Annotated in this window: 15 protein-coding genes and 1 pseudogene; 11 read left to right on the top strand and 5 right to left on the bottom strand. The window is 71.0% G+C overall.

What is annotated here, in order from left to right; all coding sequences use genetic code 11:
• Positions 1-128 precede the first annotated feature (128 nt).
• The 9 genes and pseudogenes from QNA09_RS06535 to QNA09_RS06575 all read left to right on the top strand — a co-directional run bounded on the left by QNA09_RS06535 (position 129) and on the right by QNA09_RS06575 (position 12,706).
• Positions 129-1,316, top strand: a complete 1,188-nt coding sequence (locus QNA09_RS06535) for an acyl-CoA dehydrogenase family protein (RefSeq protein WP_017681883.1) — start codon at positions 129-131, stop codon at positions 1,314-1,316.
• Positions 1,313-2,566, top strand: a complete 1,254-nt coding sequence (locus QNA09_RS06540; RefSeq protein ID WP_010592364.1) for a CaiB/BaiF CoA-transferase family protein — start codon at positions 1,313-1,315, stop codon at positions 2,564-2,566. Before QNA09_RS06535 ends, QNA09_RS06540 begins: the two co-directional genes overlap by 4 nt.
• Positions 2,563-3,744, top strand: coding sequence for a mandelate racemase/muconate lactonizing enzyme family protein (locus QNA09_RS06545; RefSeq protein ID WP_017681882.1), 1,182 nt, complete (start codon positions 2,563-2,565; stop codon positions 3,742-3,744). The genes QNA09_RS06540 and QNA09_RS06545 overlap by 4 nt, the downstream gene beginning before the upstream one ends.
• Before the next feature lie 74 nt (positions 3,745-3,818).
• On the top strand, positions 3,819-4,958 hold the full coding sequence (locus tag QNA09_RS06550) for a CaiB/BaiF CoA-transferase family protein (protein ID WP_248957496.1): 1,140 nt from the start codon (positions 3,819-3,821) through the stop codon (positions 4,956-4,958).
• Between the two features lie 301 nt (positions 4,959-5,259).
• Positions 5,260-6,720: a benzaldehyde dehydrogenase gene (locus QNA09_RS06555; protein ID WP_010592361.1), complete on the top strand. Its 1,461-nt coding sequence runs from the start codon at positions 5,260-5,262 to the stop codon at positions 6,718-6,720.
• 51 nt (positions 6,721-6,771) lie between these two features.
• Positions 6,772-8,097 (top strand): annotated as a pseudogene (locus tag QNA09_RS06560) (MFS transporter).
• Between the two features lie 224 nt (positions 8,098-8,321).
• Positions 8,322-9,257 (top strand): LysR family transcriptional regulator, encoded by a 936-nt coding sequence (locus QNA09_RS06565; protein WP_040275651.1) that lies wholly within the window; start codon positions 8,322-8,324, stop codon positions 9,255-9,257.
• 134 nt (positions 9,258-9,391) lie between these two features.
• Entirely contained in the window at positions 9,392-10,732 is a 1,341-nt protein-coding gene (locus QNA09_RS06570; protein WP_017681877.1) for an MFS transporter, read from the top strand.
• A gap of 3 nt (positions 10,733-10,735) precedes the next feature.
• A complete protein-coding gene (locus QNA09_RS06575; protein ID WP_248957497.1) occupies positions 10,736-12,706 on the top strand; it encodes an FAD-dependent monooxygenase in 1,971 nt (656 codons plus the stop codon).
• Positions 12,707-12,765: 59 nt separating this feature from the next.
• Here QNA09_RS06575 and QNA09_RS06580 read toward each other — a convergent pair whose 3' ends face one another.
• The 5 genes from QNA09_RS06580 to QNA09_RS06600 form a co-directional block, all read right to left on the bottom strand.
• The gene (locus tag QNA09_RS06580) at positions 12,766-13,785 is read right to left on the bottom strand and encodes an alpha/beta hydrolase family protein (protein ID WP_064065903.1); all 1,020 of its coding nucleotides are present in this window, start codon (positions 13,783-13,785) and stop codon (positions 12,766-12,768) included.
• 421 nt (positions 13,786-14,206) lie between these two features.
• Complete coding sequence (locus QNA09_RS06585; RefSeq protein WP_017681874.1) at positions 14,207-14,737, bottom strand: flavodoxin domain-containing protein; 531 nt, start codon at positions 14,735-14,737, stop codon at positions 14,207-14,209.
• Positions 14,738-14,794: 57 nt separating this feature from the next.
• Positions 14,795-15,643: an alpha/beta fold hydrolase gene (locus QNA09_RS06590; RefSeq protein ID WP_238424135.1), complete on the bottom strand. Its 849-nt coding sequence runs from the start codon at positions 15,641-15,643 to the stop codon at positions 14,795-14,797.
• A complete protein-coding gene (locus QNA09_RS06595) occupies positions 15,640-16,161 on the bottom strand; it encodes a flavodoxin domain-containing protein (protein ID WP_010592353.1) in 522 nt (173 codons plus the stop codon). Before QNA09_RS06595 ends, QNA09_RS06590 begins: the two co-directional genes overlap by 4 nt.
• Before the next feature lie 81 nt (positions 16,162-16,242).
• Entirely contained in the window at positions 16,243-16,896 is a 654-nt protein-coding gene (locus QNA09_RS06600) for an SDR family oxidoreductase (RefSeq protein WP_017681872.1), read from the bottom strand.
• Between the two features lie 158 nt (positions 16,897-17,054).
• Here QNA09_RS06600 and QNA09_RS06605 point away from each other — a divergent pair, with 158 nt between their 5' ends.
• The gene (locus tag QNA09_RS06605; RefSeq protein ID WP_010592351.1) at positions 17,055-17,762 is read left to right on the top strand and encodes a type 1 glutamine amidotransferase; all 708 of its coding nucleotides are present in this window, start codon (positions 17,055-17,057) and stop codon (positions 17,760-17,762) included.
• Positions 17,763-17,850: 88 nt separating this feature from the next.
• A complete protein-coding gene (locus QNA09_RS06610) occupies positions 17,851-18,498 on the top strand; it encodes a dihydrofolate reductase family protein (RefSeq protein WP_010592350.1) in 648 nt (215 codons plus the stop codon).
• The last annotated feature ends 8 nt before the right edge of the window (positions 18,499-18,506 follow it).

Consider the following 18,506-nt stretch of genomic DNA (forward strand, 5'->3'; position numbering starts at 1 on the left):
GTTCTTTTCTGGGGTTGTGACTGCGGACATACTGGGTTCCGACGCGCTGATCGGCAGCGCGCGGCCCGGGTGTTCTTCCCGGCGCCGACGACAAGCGCTGATTCACAACCACTTCGAGGAGATCGATCATGTCTGCCACGGACGCCCTGCACCCGCCGGTTCTCTTCGCGCCGGAATACGAGGAGTTCGCCCAGTGGGTCCGAGAGTTCGCGGCACCGCACGCCGAGAGCTACCTCGAACGCGCCCACCGCGAGGAGTTCCCGTGGGATCTCGCCGAGAAGATGGCCGCGCAGGGCCTTCTCGGGCTCGGCGTCTCCGAGGAGAACGGCGGCCAGGGCCGCATCGGCGAGGTGCTCACCAAGACCCACCTCGGCATCGCCCACGAGGAACTGGCCTACTCGAACTTCTATCTCACCCAGCTCGCCTACACGAACAACCTCACCGGCCCGCTGCTCGAGCGCTTCCTCGCCCCCGAGGTCGCGAAGGACTGGGTGCGCGGCATCGTCGAGGGCCGCCACGTCGTCGCCCTCGGCCTGACCGAGCCGGGCAGCGGCTCGGACGCGATGGCCATGCGCGCCAAGGCAGAGAAGGTCGACGGCGGCTGGAAGCTCAACGGCGAGAAGACGTCCATCACCTTCGCTCCGCACGCCAAGGCGATGATCACGTTCGTCAAGGCCCGCGGCGCCACCCCGGAGGAATCCGGCGTCACCGCCTTCCTCGTGCCCCTCGACGCCGAGGGTGTGAGCATGCAGAAGTTCCCGGACGCCGGCTGGAAGCCGCTCGGCCGGGCCGGGGTGTTCCTCGACGACGTGTTCGTCCCGGACGAGTACGTCATCGGTGGTGTCGGCAACGGATTCCGGCTCGTCATGAGCGAATTCGACTACACCCGCTCGGTCATCGGCCTGATGTCGACCGGCGTCGCCCGCAAGGCCCTCGACATCACCATCGACTACGTCAAGTCCCGCAAGGCATTCGGTAGGCCGGTCTCCTCGTTCCAGGGGGTGTCCTTCCCGATCGCCGAGAACGCCACCAAGCTCGAGGCGGCCCGCTGGCTCACCTACCGCGCCCTCTCCCTCGCCGACGCCGGCAAGCCCTTCACCAAGGAGGCCGCGATGACCAAGCTCTACGCCACCGAGGTCTCGCTGCAGACCATCCGGGACTGCATCGTCGCCCACGGCCACAGCGGCTTCGCCGAGGAACTGCCGCTGCAGGCCATGCTGCGCGACGTCTCCGGCCTCGAGATCGGCGAGGGCACCCCGCAGATCCAGAAGGTCGTCATCGGCCGCGCGCTGCTCGGGCGGGAGGCCACCGCATGAACACCACTGCCCGCCGCGCCCTCGACGGGGTGCGGGTCGTCGACCTCACCCAGGCCCTCGCCGGGCCGTTCTGCACGTCGCTGCTCGCCGACCAGGGCGCCGACGTGATCAAGGTGGAACCGCCGCGCGGCGACTTCCTCCGCTACGCCGGCCCGTTCGCCTCCGACGACGAACCCCGCGACTACGGCGGGGTGTTCCAGTCGGCCAATCGCAACAAGCGGTCGCTCGTGCTGGACCTGAAGAAGCCCGAGGCCCGCGACGTACTGCTGCGCCTGATCGACGACGCCGACATCGTCGTCGAGAACTTCACCGCCGGCGTCATGGACCGCTTCGGTCTCGACTACGACACCCTCGCGGCCCGCAATCCCCGCCTGGTCTACGCCTCGATCCGCGGCTTCGGCGACAAGACGGGCGGGCACAGCCCCTACCGGGACTGGCCGGCCTTCGACATCGTCGCGCAGGCCATGGGCGGTCTGATGTCCATCACCGGGACCGACGCCGCGCACCCCGTCCGGGTGGGATCCGGTGTGGGAGATACCGTTCCGGGATTGTTCGCCGCGTTCGGCATCCTCGCCGCGCTGCGGGACGCCGAGCGCACCGGGCAGGGCCAGTACGTCGACGTCGCCATGGCCGACGCCGTGCTCGCGATCTCCGAGGTCGTGGTCAACACCTACGGCCACACCGGTCAGGTCCCCGGGCCGCTCGGCAACCAGCTGCAGGGATTCGCGCCGTTCGACACGGTGCAGGCGAAGGACGGCGTCGTCGCGCTCGGCGCCCCGCACAATCCGCAGTGGGCCAAGCTCGCCGCCGTCATGGGTCAGCCGGAACTCGTCGACGACCCCCGGTTCGCCACGGACCACGACCGGTGGCTCAACCGCGACGCCGTCTACGAGGTGGTCAACGCCTGGACCCGCACCCACACCGTCGCCGAACTCGTCGAGTTGCTCGGCGGCAAGGTGCCGCTCGGCCCGATCCTCGACGCCGCGGACATCTTCGCGGACCCCCACTTCCGGGCCCGCGACATGCTGCCGACCGTCACGCACCCGCACGACGGCCGTGCGGTCACCGTCCCCGGCATCCCTGCCAAGCTCTCCCACACCCCGGGCACGATCGAGCGCCGCGCTCCGCTCGTCGGCGAGCACACCGTCGAGATCCTCCGCGAGGCCGGCCTCGACACCGCAGAACTCACGGCTCTGGCCGACGCCGGCGCCACCGTCATTCCTTCGTCCGCTCAGGAGCACGTCGCATGATCATCACCAAGGTCGAACTGATCCCGGTCTCCACCCCGCTCGTCAAGCCGTTCATCATGCCGGGAACCCGGATCACCCACATCCATTCCGTCGTGCTGAAGCTGCACACCGACGAGGGAATCGTCGGCTACGGCGACAGCGGCGACACCTCCACCTGGTACCGCGGCGAGACCCAGGAGTCGATGACGGCGATGATCGCCAACCACATCGCCCCGGCTTTCCTGATCGGCCAGGATCCGCTCAACATCGAGAAGATCGTCGGGCAGATGGACACGTTCGTCCGCGACAACAACCAGGCCAAGGCGCTCGTCGACTTCGCGCTGCACGACCTCAAGGGCAAGGCGCTGGGCGTACCGGTGTACCAGCTGCTCGGCGGCAAGAACGCCGAGGCTTCCGTGCAGGGCTGGGTCGCGTCCGCCGGACCGGTCGACCAGGTGGTCGCCGAGGCCGTCCAGGCCCACGAGAACGGCTTCTGCCTGATCAAGCTCAAGTCCGACGGCAACTCCGACCACGACGTGGACAACGTCCGCGAGGTCCGGGCCGCACTCGGTGACTCGGCGCGGATCGTGGTCGACGCCAACGGCTTCTGGAACTACGACCAGGCCCTGAAGACGATGCGCCGGCTCGACCGGTACGGCATGGAGTGCATCGAGCAGCCCGTCCCGCACTGGGACATCGAGGGCATGGCGCGCCTGCGCACCCGCATCGACACGCCGATCTTCGCCGACGAGTCCGCGCAGGAGCTGCACAACATCCGGGAGATCATCGAACGTCGCGCGGCCGACGGGTTGTTCATCAAGATGCAGAAGGCCGGCGGCCTGCTCAAGGCGCAGCGCTGGCTGACGATGGCCCGCCTCGCCGACATGGCCGTCATGAGCGGGTGCATGATCGGCTCCGGTCTCGAGGCCAGCCCCTCGGCGCACCTGATGATCGCCAACAACTGGGCCTCGCAGTTCACCCACGAGAATCTCGGTCCGCTGATCATCAACAACCAGTGGGAGAACGCCGAGCAGACGATCACGCAGGACATCGCCCTGAACGTCCCGGTCTTCTCCGACGGCAAGCTCTACCCGAACGAGGGGCCGGGCTTCGGGATCGAACTCAACGAGGAGTTCATCGCCGCCCACATCACCGAGGGCAAGCAGACCGTCACCGTCGGCGAACTCGTCGGAGTCTAGACGGTAACGAACCCCTGGCCGGCGGCCGTGTCGTGTGCCGCCGGCCGCACCCTCACCTGCAGGAGTAGATCACGATGACCGAATCTCGGCAGGGCCCGCTGGCCGGACTGAAGGTCGTGGAACTGGCGGGACTCGGTCCCGCGCCGTTCGCCGCGATGTTCCTCGCCGACCAGGGCGCCGACGTCGTGCGCGTCGAACGCACCGGCGCCGGGTTCACCATGCCCATCGACCCGCGGCTGGACACCCTCCAGCGCGGCAAACGGATGATCGCCGCCGACCTGAAGGACCCCGACGGGCTCGCCACCGTGCTCGCGCTGGCCGAGAAGGCCGACGTGCTGATCGAGGGCTACCGGCCCGGCGTCACCGAGCGCCTGGGTCTGGGCCCCGAGGACTGCTGGGCGCGCAACCCGAAACTGGTCTACGGCCGGATGACCGGCTGGGGGCAGGACGGGCCCCTCGCGCAGCGTGCCGGGCACGACCCCACCTATCAGGCCCTGGTCGGATCGCTGCACGCGATCGGCCGGGCCGGGGGACCGCCACAGCTGCCCCTCAGTCTGGTCGGCGATTTCGGCGGCGGCGCAATGTATCTCGTGTCCGGCATTCTCGCCGCCCTGTGGGAGGTGCAGCGCTCCGGGCGCGGTCAGGTCGTCGATGCCGCGATCGTCGACGGCGTCGCACACCTGATGGCCAACCCGTACTCGATGCTCGCCGGCGGCGCATGGAACGACGAGCGCGGCACCAATCTCATCGACTCCGGGGCACCGTTCGTCGACGTGTACGAGACCTCCGACGGGCGGCACGTCGCGGTCGCGGCCCTCGAACCGCCGTTCTACGCGCGGCTTCTCGCGGGCCTCGGCCTCGACGCGGACGGTGCGCTGCCGGGGCAGTGGGACCGCCGGCGCTGGCCGGAGCTGCGCGCGCGGATCGCCGGCGTGTTCGCCACCCGCCCCCGCGACGAGTGGGCGGCGATCTTCCGGGACACCGATGCGTGTGTCGCGCCGATCCTCTCGATGACCGAGGCGCCCGCGGACGCACACCTCACCGCCCGGGGCACCTTCCTGTACCGGGACGGTCACCCCGAACCTGCGCCCGCGCCCCGCTTCTCGCGTACACCGGCGGGGCGGCCCACGGCCCCGCCCGTACCCGGGCAGGACGATCCGGATGAGATCCTGCGCACCTGGGGCGTTCTCGGCCCGGCCGTGCCGAGTTCCTGACCTGCCTACTCGGCCGATCCGCGGGCGGCGACCGGCTCCGGTGCCGCCCGCGGTCCCGCATGTCGCCGTTGTTGAGCAGACCTGGGGAATATCACCGGCTAATTCTGCTTTTCACGTCAATGTGACGTGACCCATACTTCAGGGGCCGAACGGAGAGCTCGCTCCACCGAGCGAGCGCCCAGCCCGCACCGTGCGGCCCGCACTGTCCGGCCGTCTCGGCCGTCCCTTCACCCGCAATCGCGCCCGCCGCGTCCCGCGTCGCCCGCCGGCCGGTCCGGCACCCGTACACAAGGAGTTCGTGATGGCCCTTCTCGACGAATCCATCTGGCAGGGAAAAATCTTCACCGGGGACTGGACCCCCGGCGGGGGCGGTGAGATCAAGGTCGTCGAACCGGCGACCGGCGCGACGCTCGGCAGCGCCGGCCTCGCCGACGAGGGGGACCTCGAGCGCGCGGTCGACCGTGCCGTCGCGGCCCAGCGCGACTGGGCGGCCCGCCCGCACACCGAGCGTGCCGCGGTCATGCGCCGGGCCGGCGTCCTGTGGCAGCAGCACGCCGACGAGATCGAGCGCTGGATCATGCGCGAGTCCGGCTCCCTGCGTCCCAAGGCGCAGCTCGAGACGCACGTCGCGGCGCAGGAGTGCTACGAGGGTGCGGCCCTGCCCTCCCATGCGCTCGGCGAGATCCTGCCCAGCGAGGCACCGCGTCTGAGCATGTCGAAGCGGGTCCCCGTCGGGGTCGTCGGTGTCATCGCGCCGTTCAACTTCCCGTTGATCCTCGCGATCCGTTCCGTCGCGCCGGCGCTGGCCCTCGGCAACGCCGTGATCCTCAAGCCCGACCCGCGTACCGCGGTCTGCGGCGGCGTGGCGCTCGCCCGCATCTTCGAGCAGGCGGGCCTGCCGGCCGGGGTGCTGTCCGTGCTGCCCGCCGGCGCCGACGTCGGCGCCGCGCTCGTCGACGACCCGCGGGTGCCGGTGATCTCCTTCACCGGTTCCACCCCGGCCGGCCGGGCCGTCGGTGCCGCCGCCTCCCGCAACCTCAAGAAGGTCCACCTCGAACTCGGCGGCAACTCCGCGATCGTCGTGCTCGACGACGCCGACCTCGCCGCCACCGTCTCGGCCGGTGCCGCCGGATCCTTCCTGCACCAGGGCCAGGTGTGCATGACCACCGGCCGGCACATCGTGCACGAGTCCGTCTACGACGAGTACGTCGCCCAGCTCGCCGCCAAGGCCGAGGCACTGCCCGTCGGCGACCCCGTCACCGAGCAGGTCGCGCTCGGGCCGATCATCGACCAGGGTCAGCTCGAGAAGATTCATGCCCTGGTCACCGCGTCGGTCGATGCCGGCGCCCGGCTCGTCGCCGGCGGCACCTACGAGGGCCTGTTCTACCGGCCCACCGTCCTCGCCGACGTCCCGGCCGGTGCGCCCGCCTACGCCCAAGAGGTGTTCGGGCCCGTCGCTCCGGTCGTGAAGTTCTCGACCCTCGACGAGGCGGTGGCGCTGGCCACCGACACCGACTACGGGCTCTCGCTCGGCATCTTCACCCGCGACGTCGGCAAGGGTCTCGCGCTCGCGGACCGGATCCCCACCGGCATCGCCCACATCAACGACCAGACCGTCGGCGACGAGGCCAACATCCCGTTCGGCGGTCTCGGCGCCTCCGGCAACGGCGCCCGCTTCGGCGGTGCCGCCAACAGCATCGAAGCGTTCACCGAGTCGCGCTGGATCACCGTCAGCCGCGACGTGCCCGCTTACCCCTTCTGAGCGGCACCGCCGACCGGATCTAGCATCGTCCTCGCAAAGTAAGGACCCACCATGACCCTCGCTGACCCAGAACGCACGGCCGTCGCCGCACCGGCGGAGCGGAACAAGGACATCCGTCGCGTCGTCTTCTCGAGCTACCTCGGGAGCACCGTCGAGTTCTACGACTTCATCCTCTACGCGACCGCCTCCGCGCTCGTGTTCGGTCCGGTGTTCTTCGCGAACCTGAGCCCCGGCCTCGCGCTGATCGCCTCGTATGCGACGTTCGCCATCGGCTACCTGTCCCGTCCGCTCGGCGGCATCGTCTTCGGCCACTTCGGCGACCGCGTCGGCCGCAAGAAGATGCTCATGCTGTCGATGACGATCATGGGCGTCGCCTCGTTCCTCATCGGCCTCGTCCCGGCGATCCCCACCTGGGGCGCGGTGATGCTGATCCTGCTGCGCGCCGTGCAGGGCATCGCGATCGGCGGCGAGTGGGGCGGGGCGGCCCTGATGTCGCTCGAACACGTCAAGGGCCGCAACCGCGGTTTCGCGGCGGCGTTCACCAACGCCGGCGGACCCACCGGCGCCGTGCTCGGCACGGTCGCCCTCTCGCTCGCCGCCCAGCTGCCGGAGGACGACTTCCTCTCGTGGGGCTGGCGCATCCCGTTCCTGTTCTCCGCGGTCCTGCTCGCTGTCGGCCTGTTCGTCCGGGCCCGGATCGCCGAAAGCCCGGTCTTCGAGGAGGCCCTGCGCGCCGCCGAGGAGAAGAAGTCCCACACCAAGGAACCCATCCCGCTGCTGACGATCGTGCGGGCCCCCCGCACCCTGATCCTCGCGGGACTGGTGTGCACCGCGCCCTTCGTGATCCAGGCATTGTTCTCGACGTTCGTGATCAGCTACGCCGCCGAGAACGGCGTGTCGCGCTCGGCCGGCCTCAACGCCTTCGCGATCTGCCAGTTCGTCGCGATCTTCGGCATCCTCGGCGCCGCCCGGCTGTCGGACACCTACGGGCGCAAGCCCGTCATGATGACCGGCTTCGTCGGCATGGTCGTCCTGGCGTGGCCGCTGTTCCAGCTCGCCTCGTCCGGCAACTTCCTGCTGGTCGTGCTGGCCTTCGTGATCGCCTGCTCGGTCCTGCAGTCGCTGACGTTCGGTCCCATGCCGGCGTTCCTCGCCGAGCAGTTCGGCACCCGCGCCCGCTACACCGGCGCGTCGCTCGGCTAACAGATCGGCAGCCTGCTCGGCGCCGGCTTCACCCCGGTCATCGTCGCCGCGCTGTACGCCGGTTCCGGCTCCATCGGCAGCGTGATCGTCTATCTGGTCGCCGGGTGCGCCCTCAGCGCCGTGGTCCTGGCCCTGTTCGTCAAGGAGAGCAAGGACGTCGACCTGAGCGCCTGATCCGCGTCACCCGGGGCCGGGCACCGCACCGGTGCCCGGCCCCGCCGCGCGTAGTCGAGGTCGGGATGTCGCGCTGCTGGTGCTGCGCGCCCGCCGGACCGGCGCGGACCCGGGGAGCGGGAGGTTGCCGCGACCACCGGGCGGTCGCTGCGCCATCCGTCGAGTGGCACCGGCGACAACCTCCCGCTGGGGACGAAAGGCTCCCGCTCGATACCGTTGCCTGCATGACCCGGCCCGACGCGGTTCCCACCTTCACCATGCGTCAGCTGGCGGCGTTCGTCGCCGTCGCCGAGACGGGAACGATCAGCGGCGCCGCCGAGCGGCTGCACCTGTCGCAGTCCGCGCTGTCCGCGGCACTCACCGACCTCGAGAAGTCGCTCCAGACGCAGCTGGCCGTGCGACGGCGGGCGCGGGGCGTGCAGCTGACGGCGATGGGGGAGGCGGTGCTCGCCCGCGCCCGCGTGCTGCTGCACCAGGCGGGCGAACTGCAGGCGGACGCGGTGGGCGCGGGCGGCGGTGTGGCCGGACCCGTCGCCATCGGGTGCTATCCCGCCCTCGGACCGACGGTGCTGCCCGCGCTGCTCGCCGGATTCACCCAGCGCTTCCCGCGGGCGCGGGTCGAGTTCCGGGAGGACACCCAGAACCGGTTGCGCACCCAGCTCGACAACGGCGAACTCGACCTCGCGATCGTCTACGACCTCGAACTGTCCGCGGAATGGCGCAAGGCGACCCTGATGACGCGCGAGCCGACGGTGCTGCTCGGCTCCGACCACCGTCTCGCCGGCGGGGACGGTCCGGTGCGGCTGGCCGATCTGCGTGACGACCCGATGGTGCTGCTCGACGCGCCGCCCAGCAGCAACCACGCGATGGAGGTGTGCCGGGGCGCGGGGTTCGCGCCGCGCGTCGCCTACCGCACCTCCAACTACGAGACGGCGCGAGCCTTCGTCGGCCGTGGACTCGGGTGGACCCTGCTGCTGCAGCGGCCCCCGCTCGACGTGACGTACGAGAATCTTCCGCTCGTCGTCCGGCCGCTCGTCGACCCGGTTCCGGATTCGGTCGACGTGGTCGTCGCGTGGCATCAGGACTCGATGCTCAGCCGGGTGACACGAGCCTTCATTCACTTCGCGTCCACCGGCGGGGCACCGTCCGCGAGGTCCTGACCTGCGACGACCCGGAGTACCACGGATTTTCCGGGGAACCAGCGCGAATAGTTGAGCTTTTCAACGGCTTGTGATGGGGGTCATGCTTGCCGGGTCCGCCGTGACGCGGGCCGCATCGTGAAAGGCAAGCATCCATGACGATCACCGCACCGGCACCCTCGCCGGAGGTACTGCAGCGCAAGGCCCGCAAGGCCGCGCTCGGCAGCTTCGTCGGCACCGCGATCGAGTGGTACGACTTCTTCATCTACGGCACCGCCGCGGCCCTCGTGCTCGGGCCGCAGTTCTTCCCCGGAACCTCCGAACTGGCCGGCACCCTCGCCGCCTTCGCGACCCTCGCCGTCGGCTTCGTGGCCCGGCCCATCGGCGGCATCGTCATGGGTCACTTCGGCGATCGCGTCGGCCGCAAGTCGATGCTCGTCACCTCGCTGCTGCTGATGGGCTTCGCGACCGTCGCGATCGGCCTGCTGCCCAACTACGCCGCCATCGGCGTCGCCGCCCCGATCCTGCTGGTGGCCCTGCGCTTCGTCCAGGGCCTCGGCGTCGGCGGCGAATGGGGCGGCGCGGTCCTCGTCGCCACCGAGAACGCCCCGCGCGGCAAGCGCGGCCTCTACGGCGCCGCCCCCCAGATCGGCGTCCCCGCGGGCGTCCTCCTCGCCAATCTCGTCTTCCTGCCGCTGACGGCCGTCCTCGACGACGCCGCCTTCGCGGCCTGGGGCTGGCGCGTGCCGTTCCTGCTCAGCGCCGTCCTCGTCGTCGTCGCCCTGTGGATCCGGCTCGGGCTCGAGGAGAGCGCCGACTTCGAGGCCAGCCGCGACGCGGCCGGTGAGGTCAAGCTCCCGCTCGCCGAGGTCCTCGTCAAGCACTGGAAGACCGTGCTGCTCGCCGGCGGCACCTTCGTCGCCACCAACGGCATCGCCTACGCCTACATGGTCTACGTCCTCAAGTACGGCGAAGCGGAGCTGGGCTTCGGCAAGTCGACGATGCTGTTCCTGCTCATCGCCTCGTGCCCGTTCTGGATGGCCGGCATGGCGATCAGCGCCTACAAGTCCGACATCATCGGCCGGCGCCGGGTCTACATCATCAGCTCGAGCGCCCTCGTGATCGTCGCGGCCCTGTTCTTCCCGCTGATGGACACCGCGATGCTGCCCGTGATGCTCGTCGCGATGGTCGCCCTCGGCTTCGTCCTCGGTGCCTGCGCCGGACCCCAGTCCGCCCTGTTCGCCGAGTTGTTCCCCGCCCACATCCGGTACAGCGGCGCGTCGCTCGGCTACCAGATCGGGGCGATCCTCGGCGGCGGCCTCGCCCCCATCGTGGCGACCTCCCTCTTCGCGGCCTTCGGCACCTCGCTCGCCGTCACCGCGTACTTCGTGCTGATCGCGCTCGTCAGCCTGGTCAGCATCCTCCTTCTCCGTCACCCGCACGACCCGGCGGTCGCGGTGGCGCAGTCCCGTCGGTCCGAGCAGGAAGTGGCCTGAGACATGTCGACCTACTACCAGCCCCGCAAGTACCCCGCCTCCGACTTCGCGTCGATGCAACCCGACGCCGAGGCGCTGCCCGTGGTCGTCGTCGGAGCCGGACCCGTCGGCATGGCCGTCGCCCTCGGCCTCGCCCAGCGCGGCATCCCCGTGACGATCCTCGAGGCGGCAGACCAGGTCTCCTTCGGCAGCCGTGCCATCTGCATCTCCCGGCACAGCCTCGAGGCCGCCGCACGTCTCGGCTTCGGCGCCGAGCTGGAGAAGATCGTCCTGCCCTGGGTCGGCGGCCGCAGCTTCTACCGTGACCAGCAGGTGCTGCACTTCCGGATGCCGCAGCGCGAGTTCGACGTGCGACCGCCGATGATCAATGTCTCGCAGTCCGAGTACGAGCAGATCGTCGTCGACACCATCGAGCAGAACCCGCTGATCACCCTGCACTGGCAGGCGAGCATCGCCGGCATCCTGCGCGACGACGACCAGGTGACCCTGGAGGTCGACACCGCCTTCGGCAAGCGCCACCTGCGGGCCGCGTGGGTCGTCGCCGCCGACGGCGGCCGCAGCCGCATGCGTGAGCTCGCCGGTCTGCGACTCGAGGGCACCAACTACGAGGGCCGCTACGTCATCGCCGACATCCACTGGGAGTCGGAGCTGCCCGCCGAGCGGATGGTCTGGTTCGATCCGCCCAGCAACCCCGGCTCGACGATCATCATGCACAAGCAGCCGAAGAACATCTGGCGCATCGACTACCAGCTCGATCCGTCCGAGGACGCGGAGATCGAGACCCGCGAGGACGCCATCCGGGCCCGCATCACCAAGCACCTGGACTGGCTGCAGAACGACCTGCCCTGGACGCTCGAGTGGCACGGGTTCTACAGCGCCCGCGCCCTCGCGCTGCGCGAGTTCACCCACGACCGCCTCCTCTTCGCCGGCGACGCCGCGCACCTCGTGCCGATCTTCGGCGTGCGCGGCCTGAACTCCGGCATGGAGGACGCCGAGACCCTGGCCTGGCAGCTCGCCGCCGTCGTCCACGGCAACGCCGACCGCGCGCTGCTGCAGGCGTACTCGATCGAACGACACGACGCGTGGGAGCAGAACGTCGCCAACGCCGGTAAGTCCACGCTCATCATGTCCCCGGGCACCCACGGCTACCGCACCACCCGCGATGCCGTGCTCGCGCTCGCCGTGAACCGCCCCGAATTCGGGGAACTGATCAACCCGCGCCAGTCCAGCGCCACCCACGCCCGCCTGTCGCCGCTGACCTGGCCCGTCGCGGAAGGCCTGACCGGGGTCCTGCCCGGCGACCCCGTCGAGGACCGCCGCGTGCGGGTCGCCACCGCCGGCGGCGGCACCGAGTCGTCGCTCAACGCGGTGCGCGGCAACGGGTTCGCCGTCGTGGGCTTCGGTCTCGACGCCGCCGGCAGCGCCGCGCTCGCGGCGGCCGCGGCCGACCTCGCCGCCGCGCTGGCGCCGGAGAGCGTGCGTGCCGTCGTCGTCGGTGCCGACGGTTCCGGTGCCGACGGTTCCGGTGCCGACGGTTCCGGTGCCGACGGTTCCGGTGCCGACGGTTCCGATGATGTCACGGTGCTCGACGCGCCCGACCTGGCCGAGGCGCTGGGCGCGACCCCGGGCGAGGCCTTCGTGATCCGGCCCGACGGGCTGCTGCTGTGCCGGGTGCCGGTCGGCGACCTGTCCGGCGTCGCCGCCGCGCTCCGCGCCGGCACGGCCCCCGAGGGACCGGCGGTTCCCGCGCGCCCGGCGCAGATCCTCACAGAGGGCGAGCAGCGTCGTGAGAACGTCTGGCTCGGCCTGTCCGACGCGCTCGACCAGGTCGATCCGTCCGACCGGGAAGGGTTCTTGGTGCGGCTCGCGCTGCAGCTCGGGTCGCAGGCCGGTCACCGCGAGTTCGAAGAAGCCATCGCAGCGGCGACCGACACGTCGCCGGTGTCCGCCCGGGAACTGGCGCCACAGGCCTGATTCCGTCCGGCGGCGGCGCCGGCGCCCGGCGATCCCGGGCGTCGGCGCCGTCGTGTCTCTCAGGCACCCACCGAGGCACCGAGCATGGGCCACGCGCGGTGCAGGTCCTCCTGCCAGTAGCCCCACGAATGGGTACCCACGGGCCGGAAGTCGACGGTGGCCGGGATGCCGAGCTCGGCGAGGCGGCGGGCCAGCTGGTGTGTGCACTCGTTGGTGGCGGCCTCGATGATGCCTCCCACGACGACCTGTTCGGCGAGGTTCGCCGGGTCGCCGCCGACGTTCGGATGATCGAGCCGGTCGTACGGACCGGGCAGCCCGGTGCCGTTGGACAGGTAGATCTGTGTTCCGCGTAGCTTCTCGGCGTTGACGTACGGGTCGTTCGCCACCCATGCGGGATCGCCCTCGGGTCCCCACATGTTGTCGGTGTCGCCTCCGCCGCGCACCTCGACGACGAGCTCGACGTAGGTCCGGCCGGGACGGGTGCTGGTCTGGGCGCAGCCGCTGAACGCGCCGACCCCGCGGTACAGCCCCGGTGCGGACTGCACGAGGCTCAGGACCGACGTTCCCGACATCGACAGTCCCGCAATGGCATTGGCTCCCGTGGTGCCGAGAGCCGCGTCGACGATCGGCGGCAGCTCGCGGGTCAGGAAGGTCGTCCACTTGTTCCGGCCGAGGACGGGGTCGTCCTGCTTCCAGTCGGTGTAGTAGCTGAACGCGCCGTCGAGCGGCAGCACGACGTTGACGTCCTTGTCGGCGAAGAAGTCGGCCACGTCGGTGCGGTCGAGCCAGGTGAGGGTGCCGCCGTCGCCGCCGCCCGCGCCGGCGAGCAGGTAGAGCACCGGGCGTGGGGCGCCGGTGTCCCGCGGCGTCAGCACGGCCACCGGGATCACGCGCTGCATCGACGCCGAATACACGAACAGGGTGCGCTGCCGGGCGCCGTGCTCCTCGACCCGCTGGATGTACGAGCCGCCGGGATCGGGTTGGGCGGCCGCGGGTGCACCGACGACGAGGGCGGCCCCGGCCAGGACGGCCGCCAGCGCCGCGGTCGTTCGCGAGCGGGACGATCGCGCACGGCGCATGTGAGTCACCTTCGAGGGTCGGCGGGTCCCGGATCTTCGATGCTGCGACGGGAGAGGGTCCGCACGGGGCGTGTGCGGACCCTCGCTTCTCCGATGATCAACTACCGAGACTGTCCAGCAGGCGCTTCAGGATTTCTCCGAGGTCGAGGGAGCCGAGCAATTCCAGAATTTGCGCTGACATGCGAGTCCTTCCGTTCGATGTGCGGGTGTCCGCTCCATGTGTAACACGGGGCGCGGGCGTGTCGCAGGCGTACGAAGATACCGATCAACCTGTTTTGGCGATCGTCGTATATCGTCGCTGTTCAGGGCGTTCCGCCGGTGAAATACAATTTCTGCCGGACCCGCGCGAAGATGCGCCGGAAAATAGCCGAAATGTGCCTTTCGCGTGAAATACGAGGTCGACCGGAAACGTGATTTTCGGCTACGGCCGGTCGATATTCCGGATGATCCGGGCGGCGAAGGCATCGATGTCGGCCCAGTCCCGGTGATCGCCGTATCGGCCGCCGGCGAGGCGGAACACCACCCGGCCCACGATCCCCGGCCACTGCTCCGGCTCGATCGCGCCCGCGAAGGCCCGGTACTCGCGCACCGTCGCCGTCGCCCGCAGCGTCGCCGCCACCTTCGGTTCCTTCATCTTCGGCCGCACCCAGCCGGCGAGCCGCCCGGAGATCATCGCGCTCGTCGCACCGATGGTCTGCACCGAGAACAACCACGCGGGCTTGCCCGCGAGGTGCGCGCGATGCAGATCCGCGAATCGGGCGGCGGGAGCGAGCCACTGCCCGTTGTGCACCGAGCTGCCGAGCACGACGGCGGCATGGGCCGACGGATCGACCGGCTCGGCGAGATCGTGCAGGTCCGCCTCGTGCCCGGCCTCGGTGAGCCGCTGCGCGATCCGTTCCGCCACGCCGCGCGTCGCCCCGTACGCCGTCGTGTACGCGACCAGTACCTTCACGTGCGCTCCCTCCGCCGGCCTGTCCCGATGATCATCCGGCCACGCCGGACGTGCCGATTATCCGGCCGCGACGGAGGGTGGCTGCCACGTCTCGGGGAAGCCCGGCGCGTCGGGCGTGTCGAGGAAGCTCGACGCGTCCCGCACCCACCGGTCGCCGGTCATCACGCCCAGATGGCCCACCCCGGGCCGGACGACGGCTCGTCCCCGCGGCACGGCGGCCGCCACCTCCCGGAACAGGTCGGCGCCGTAGAACCCGTCCCGGTCACCGCCGAGCACCAGCACCGGACACGTCACCTCGGCGAGCCGGGCGGTCACGTCGAACCGGTCCTCGGCGTCGACCACGACGAGGAAATCGTCGTACCCGTGCCGGGCCCCCGACGGCTCGAGCAGCCATCCCAGCACCCACAGCAGCGCGCGCGACCATCGCCGCGCCCCCGTCGTCGCCGCGAGTTCCGCCATCGCCCGCCGCGGGTGCCCCGCCCGCACGGCCGCCGCGGCCCGACGCTGCACGTCGCGGCCCGGGCCGAGGTGGGCCGCCGAGGCCACGAGCACCAGCCGGCGCACCAGCTCCGGATGGTCGAGAGCCAACTGGAGCGCGACGCTGCCGCCGGTCGAGATGCCGAGCGCATCGACCGGACCGGGGAAGCGGCCGGGCATCGCCACCGCGTAGTCGCGGGCGAGATCGGCCATGGTGGTCCCCGGCGGCAGGCCCGGCCGGCGGTTCACCCACCACACCCGCCGCATCGTCGTCCAGGGCGCGATCTGCGCGAGCTGGGTGCGCCGGTCGAAGCCGCGGGGCAGCCGGTGGTGAGTCGACAATCCGGGCATGAACAGCAGGGGCGGGCCCGTCCCGGCGCACAGGTAGGGCATGCCCGAGTCCCAGGCGCCCTCCTGTGTTGCGATCACGCCAGCGCCCGGACGATGCTCCGCGCCCAGTCCTCGATCTCCTGCCAGTCCCGGAAATCTCCTTCGGGCAGCAGCTTCCGGCCGGCAGGAAGCTTGCGCATCACCCGCGCCCCGACCCCGAGCGTCTTCGGGTCCAGCGCGCCGAAGAAGACGTGATGCTCCCGGGGTGCGATCGCATCGGTCAGCTCCGGCAGTTCCCGCGGGGCCGCGCTCTCCCGCACGTTCTGTCCCTGCTCGTCGACCTCCTCGGTGCCGAGCGGTCCGCTGGTGAACAGCCAGACCGGGCGGGCGACGAGCCCGTCGCGGTGCTCGCGGACGAATGCGCTCGCCGCCTTCTCCCAGTGCCCCAGGTACGCGGAACTGCCGACGACGCACGCGTCGTAGTCGTCCACCGAGGTCGCAGCCGGGAGCTGCACCGTGTCCGCCGTGTGCCCCTCCGCCCGGATCACCTCGGCGATCCGCTCCGCGATCCCGGCGGTGGCGCCGTGCCGGCTGGCGTACGCAACGAGAACCTTCATGGTGGTGCCCCTGTCGTCGAGCCCCGATACTGCCGACGGTGTCCACGATCGGCCTCGCCCGCGGCGTCCGTCAAGGGCGGCTCAGCCGAGCGCGTCGAGGACGTCCCCGATCGGGGTGTCCCCGTTGTTGAACTCGATCGTGCGTCGCACCGTCGCGGGCCGGTGCAGTACCGCGGCCGCGACCGCCGCCACATCCGCCCGCGAGACCTGTCCCTTGCCGGCGTCCGGGCCGGTCTCGATCCGGCCGGTCGGCGGATCGAGGGTCAGCGCGCTCGGGCCCAGAATCGTCCAGTCCAGGTCCGTGCCGCGCAGGTGCGCGTCCGCGGCCGCCTTCGCCTCGGCATACGCGTAGAAGCCGTTGTCCTCGGGAACGCCGTGGTCCGGGCCGGCCCCGAAGTACGACACCATCACGTAGCGGCGGACCCCCGCACGCTCGGCCGCGGTCATGGACCCGATCGCCGCGTCGCGGTCCACGGCGTACGTGCGCTGCGGGTTGCCGCCGCCCGCGCCCGCCGACCACACCACCGCGTCGTGCCCCTCGAGCAGCGGCACGAGGTCGTCGACGCCGAAGTGCTCGACGTCGGCCACGACCGGCGTCGCACCTGCGGCGCGCACGTCGTCGGCGTGGTCGGGGTTGCGGATCACCGCGGTCACCTCGTCGCCGGCGTCGGCGAGCAGCCGCTCGAGGTGCAGGGCCACCTTCCCGTGGCCGCCGATGATCACGATCCGTGCCATGTCGAATCCTTCCGTCGCGGGCCCGCCCGTCGGGCCGCCTTCCCCCATCGCACCACGGCGACGGTCGTCGGTGGGGGAGCACCGACGGCGACGTTCGCTCACCGAACGTTCACGCTCCGGGCACCCGCGGGGCAACGTGCAGCGGGCATGCTGAGGCGATGAACCCTGTCGTCCTGGAACTCCGCCACCTCGACTGCGAGGGCCCGGCCGCGTATCTGCCGGTGCTCGAGCAGTACGTGCAGGTCCACACCGTGCGGCTCTGGCGCGACCCGGTGCCCGCCGCGCTCGACTACGCCGCCGTCGTGGTCATGGGTGGCCCGATGGGCGTCGCCGACGCCGCGACGGTGCCGTGGCTCGGCGAGGAGATCGCCTACCTGCGGGCGGCCGTGGCCGCCGGCATTCCGGTGTGGGGGGTGTGCCTCGGCGCCCAGCTGCTCGCCGCGGCCCTCGGCGCCGACGTCCACACCGGCCCCGTCCCGGAGGTCGGCGTGGGCGAGGTGGAACTCGCGCACGCCTCGGCCGCCGACCCGGTGTGGGGCGAGCTGCCGTCCACCTTCCCGGTGCTGCAGTGGCACGCCGACACCTTCGACCTGCCGCCGGGCGCCACCCTGCTCGCCTCGTCGCGGGCCTACCCGAACCAGGTGTTCCGGCACGGGAGCAGCTACGGGGTGCAGTTCCATCTCGAGGCCGATGCCGACCAGCTGGCCGACTGGCTCGCGATCGACGAGTACCGGGCGTCGCTGGAGGCGACCCTCGGGGCCGGGGCGGCCGACGCCGTCGCCGCCGACCTGCGGTCGGTGCAGCCCGAGACGCTCGCGCACGCCACCGCCGTGATGAAGCGGTGGCTCGAGACGTACGTCGTGTGAACGGACGGATCCCTCGTGCGCCGATGAGTTTGCCCGCCTCGCGGAGTCCGAACCTGTGCAATGCTGTCGACAGTGCAGGAGGTGCCCGGTGGATCAGCTGGTGAGGGTTCAGAACTTCGCCGTCTCGGGGGACGGTTTCGGAGCCGGGGAAGGCCAGAGCCTCGAGCGGCCGTTCGGGCACGCGGACCCCGGTTCGATGTTCGCGTGGGCCGGCGCGACCGCGAGCTGGCCCAACCGTACCGATCCGGGCGGGAGCCGGGGCCTCGACGACTACTTCACGCGGGACTTCGCCCGCAACATCGGTGCCGAGATCATGGGCCGGAACAAGTTCGGTCCGCAACGGGGGCCGTGGCAGGACCACGACTGGCGCGGCTGGTGGGGCGGCGAACCGCCCTTCCACACCCCGGTGTTCGTGCTGACCCACCATCCGCGACCGTCGTTCACGCTGTCCGACACGACGTTCCACTTCGTCGACGGCGACCCGGCCACGGTCCTCACGCAGGCGCGGGAGGCGGCGCAGGGCAAGGACGTCCGGCTCGGGGGCGGGGCCACCACCATCCGGGAATTCCTCGACGCGGACCTCGTCGACACCATGCACGTGGCGGTCGTACCGGCGGTGCAGCTCGGAGCCGGGGTGCGCCTGTGGGAGTCGCCCGACGAGCTGCTCGATCGGTTCCACCTCGAGGTCGTGCCCAGCCCGAGCGGCGTGATCCACCACCTGTTCTGGCGACGGTGACACCGGGG

The sequence above is a fragment of the Rhodococcus sp. AH-ZY2 genome, assembly GCF_030916465.1.
In the GTDB taxonomy this organism is placed as follows: domain Bacteria; phylum Actinomycetota; class Actinomycetes; order Mycobacteriales; family Mycobacteriaceae; genus Rhodococcus; species Rhodococcus ruber.

What these genes read in the sequence shown, in the direction of transcription:
- QNA09_RS06535 (WP_017681883.1), top strand. Translation starts at nt 129, where the DNA reads ATGTCTGCCACGGACGCCCTGCACCCGCCGGTTCTCTTCGCGCCGGAA.
- QNA09_RS06540 (WP_010592364.1), top strand. Translation starts at nt 1,313, where the DNA reads ATGAACACCACTGCCCGCCGCGCCCTCGACGGGGTGCGGGTCGTCGAC.
- QNA09_RS06545 (WP_017681882.1), top strand. Translation starts at nt 2,563, where the DNA reads ATGATCATCACCAAGGTCGAACTGATCCCGGTCTCCACCCCGCTCGTC.
- QNA09_RS06550 (WP_248957496.1), top strand. Translation starts at nt 3,819, where the DNA reads ATGACCGAATCTCGGCAGGGCCCGCTGGCCGGACTGAAGGTCGTGGAA.
- QNA09_RS06555 (WP_010592361.1), top strand. Translation starts at nt 5,260, where the DNA reads ATGGCCCTTCTCGACGAATCCATCTGGCAGGGAAAAATCTTCACCGGG.
- QNA09_RS06565 (WP_040275651.1), top strand. Translation starts at nt 8,322, where the DNA reads ATGACCCGGCCCGACGCGGTTCCCACCTTCACCATGCGTCAGCTGGCG.
- QNA09_RS06570 (WP_017681877.1), top strand. Translation starts at nt 9,392, where the DNA reads ATGACGATCACCGCACCGGCACCCTCGCCGGAGGTACTGCAGCGCAAG.
- QNA09_RS06575 (WP_248957497.1), top strand. Translation starts at nt 10,736, where the DNA reads ATGTCGACCTACTACCAGCCCCGCAAGTACCCCGCCTCCGACTTCGCG.
- QNA09_RS06580 (WP_064065903.1), bottom strand. Translation starts at nt 13,785, where the DNA reads ATGCGCCGTGCGCGATCGTCCCGCTCGCGAACGACCGCGGCGCTGGCG.
- QNA09_RS06595 (WP_010592353.1), bottom strand. Translation starts at nt 16,161, where the DNA reads ATGAAGGTTCTCGTTGCGTACGCCAGCCGGCACGGCGCCACCGCCGGG.
- QNA09_RS06600 (WP_017681872.1), bottom strand. Translation starts at nt 16,896, where the DNA reads ATGGCACGGATCGTGATCATCGGCGGCCACGGGAAGGTGGCCCTGCAC.
- QNA09_RS06605 (WP_010592351.1), top strand. Translation starts at nt 17,055, where the DNA reads ATGAACCCTGTCGTCCTGGAACTCCGCCACCTCGACTGCGAGGGCCCG.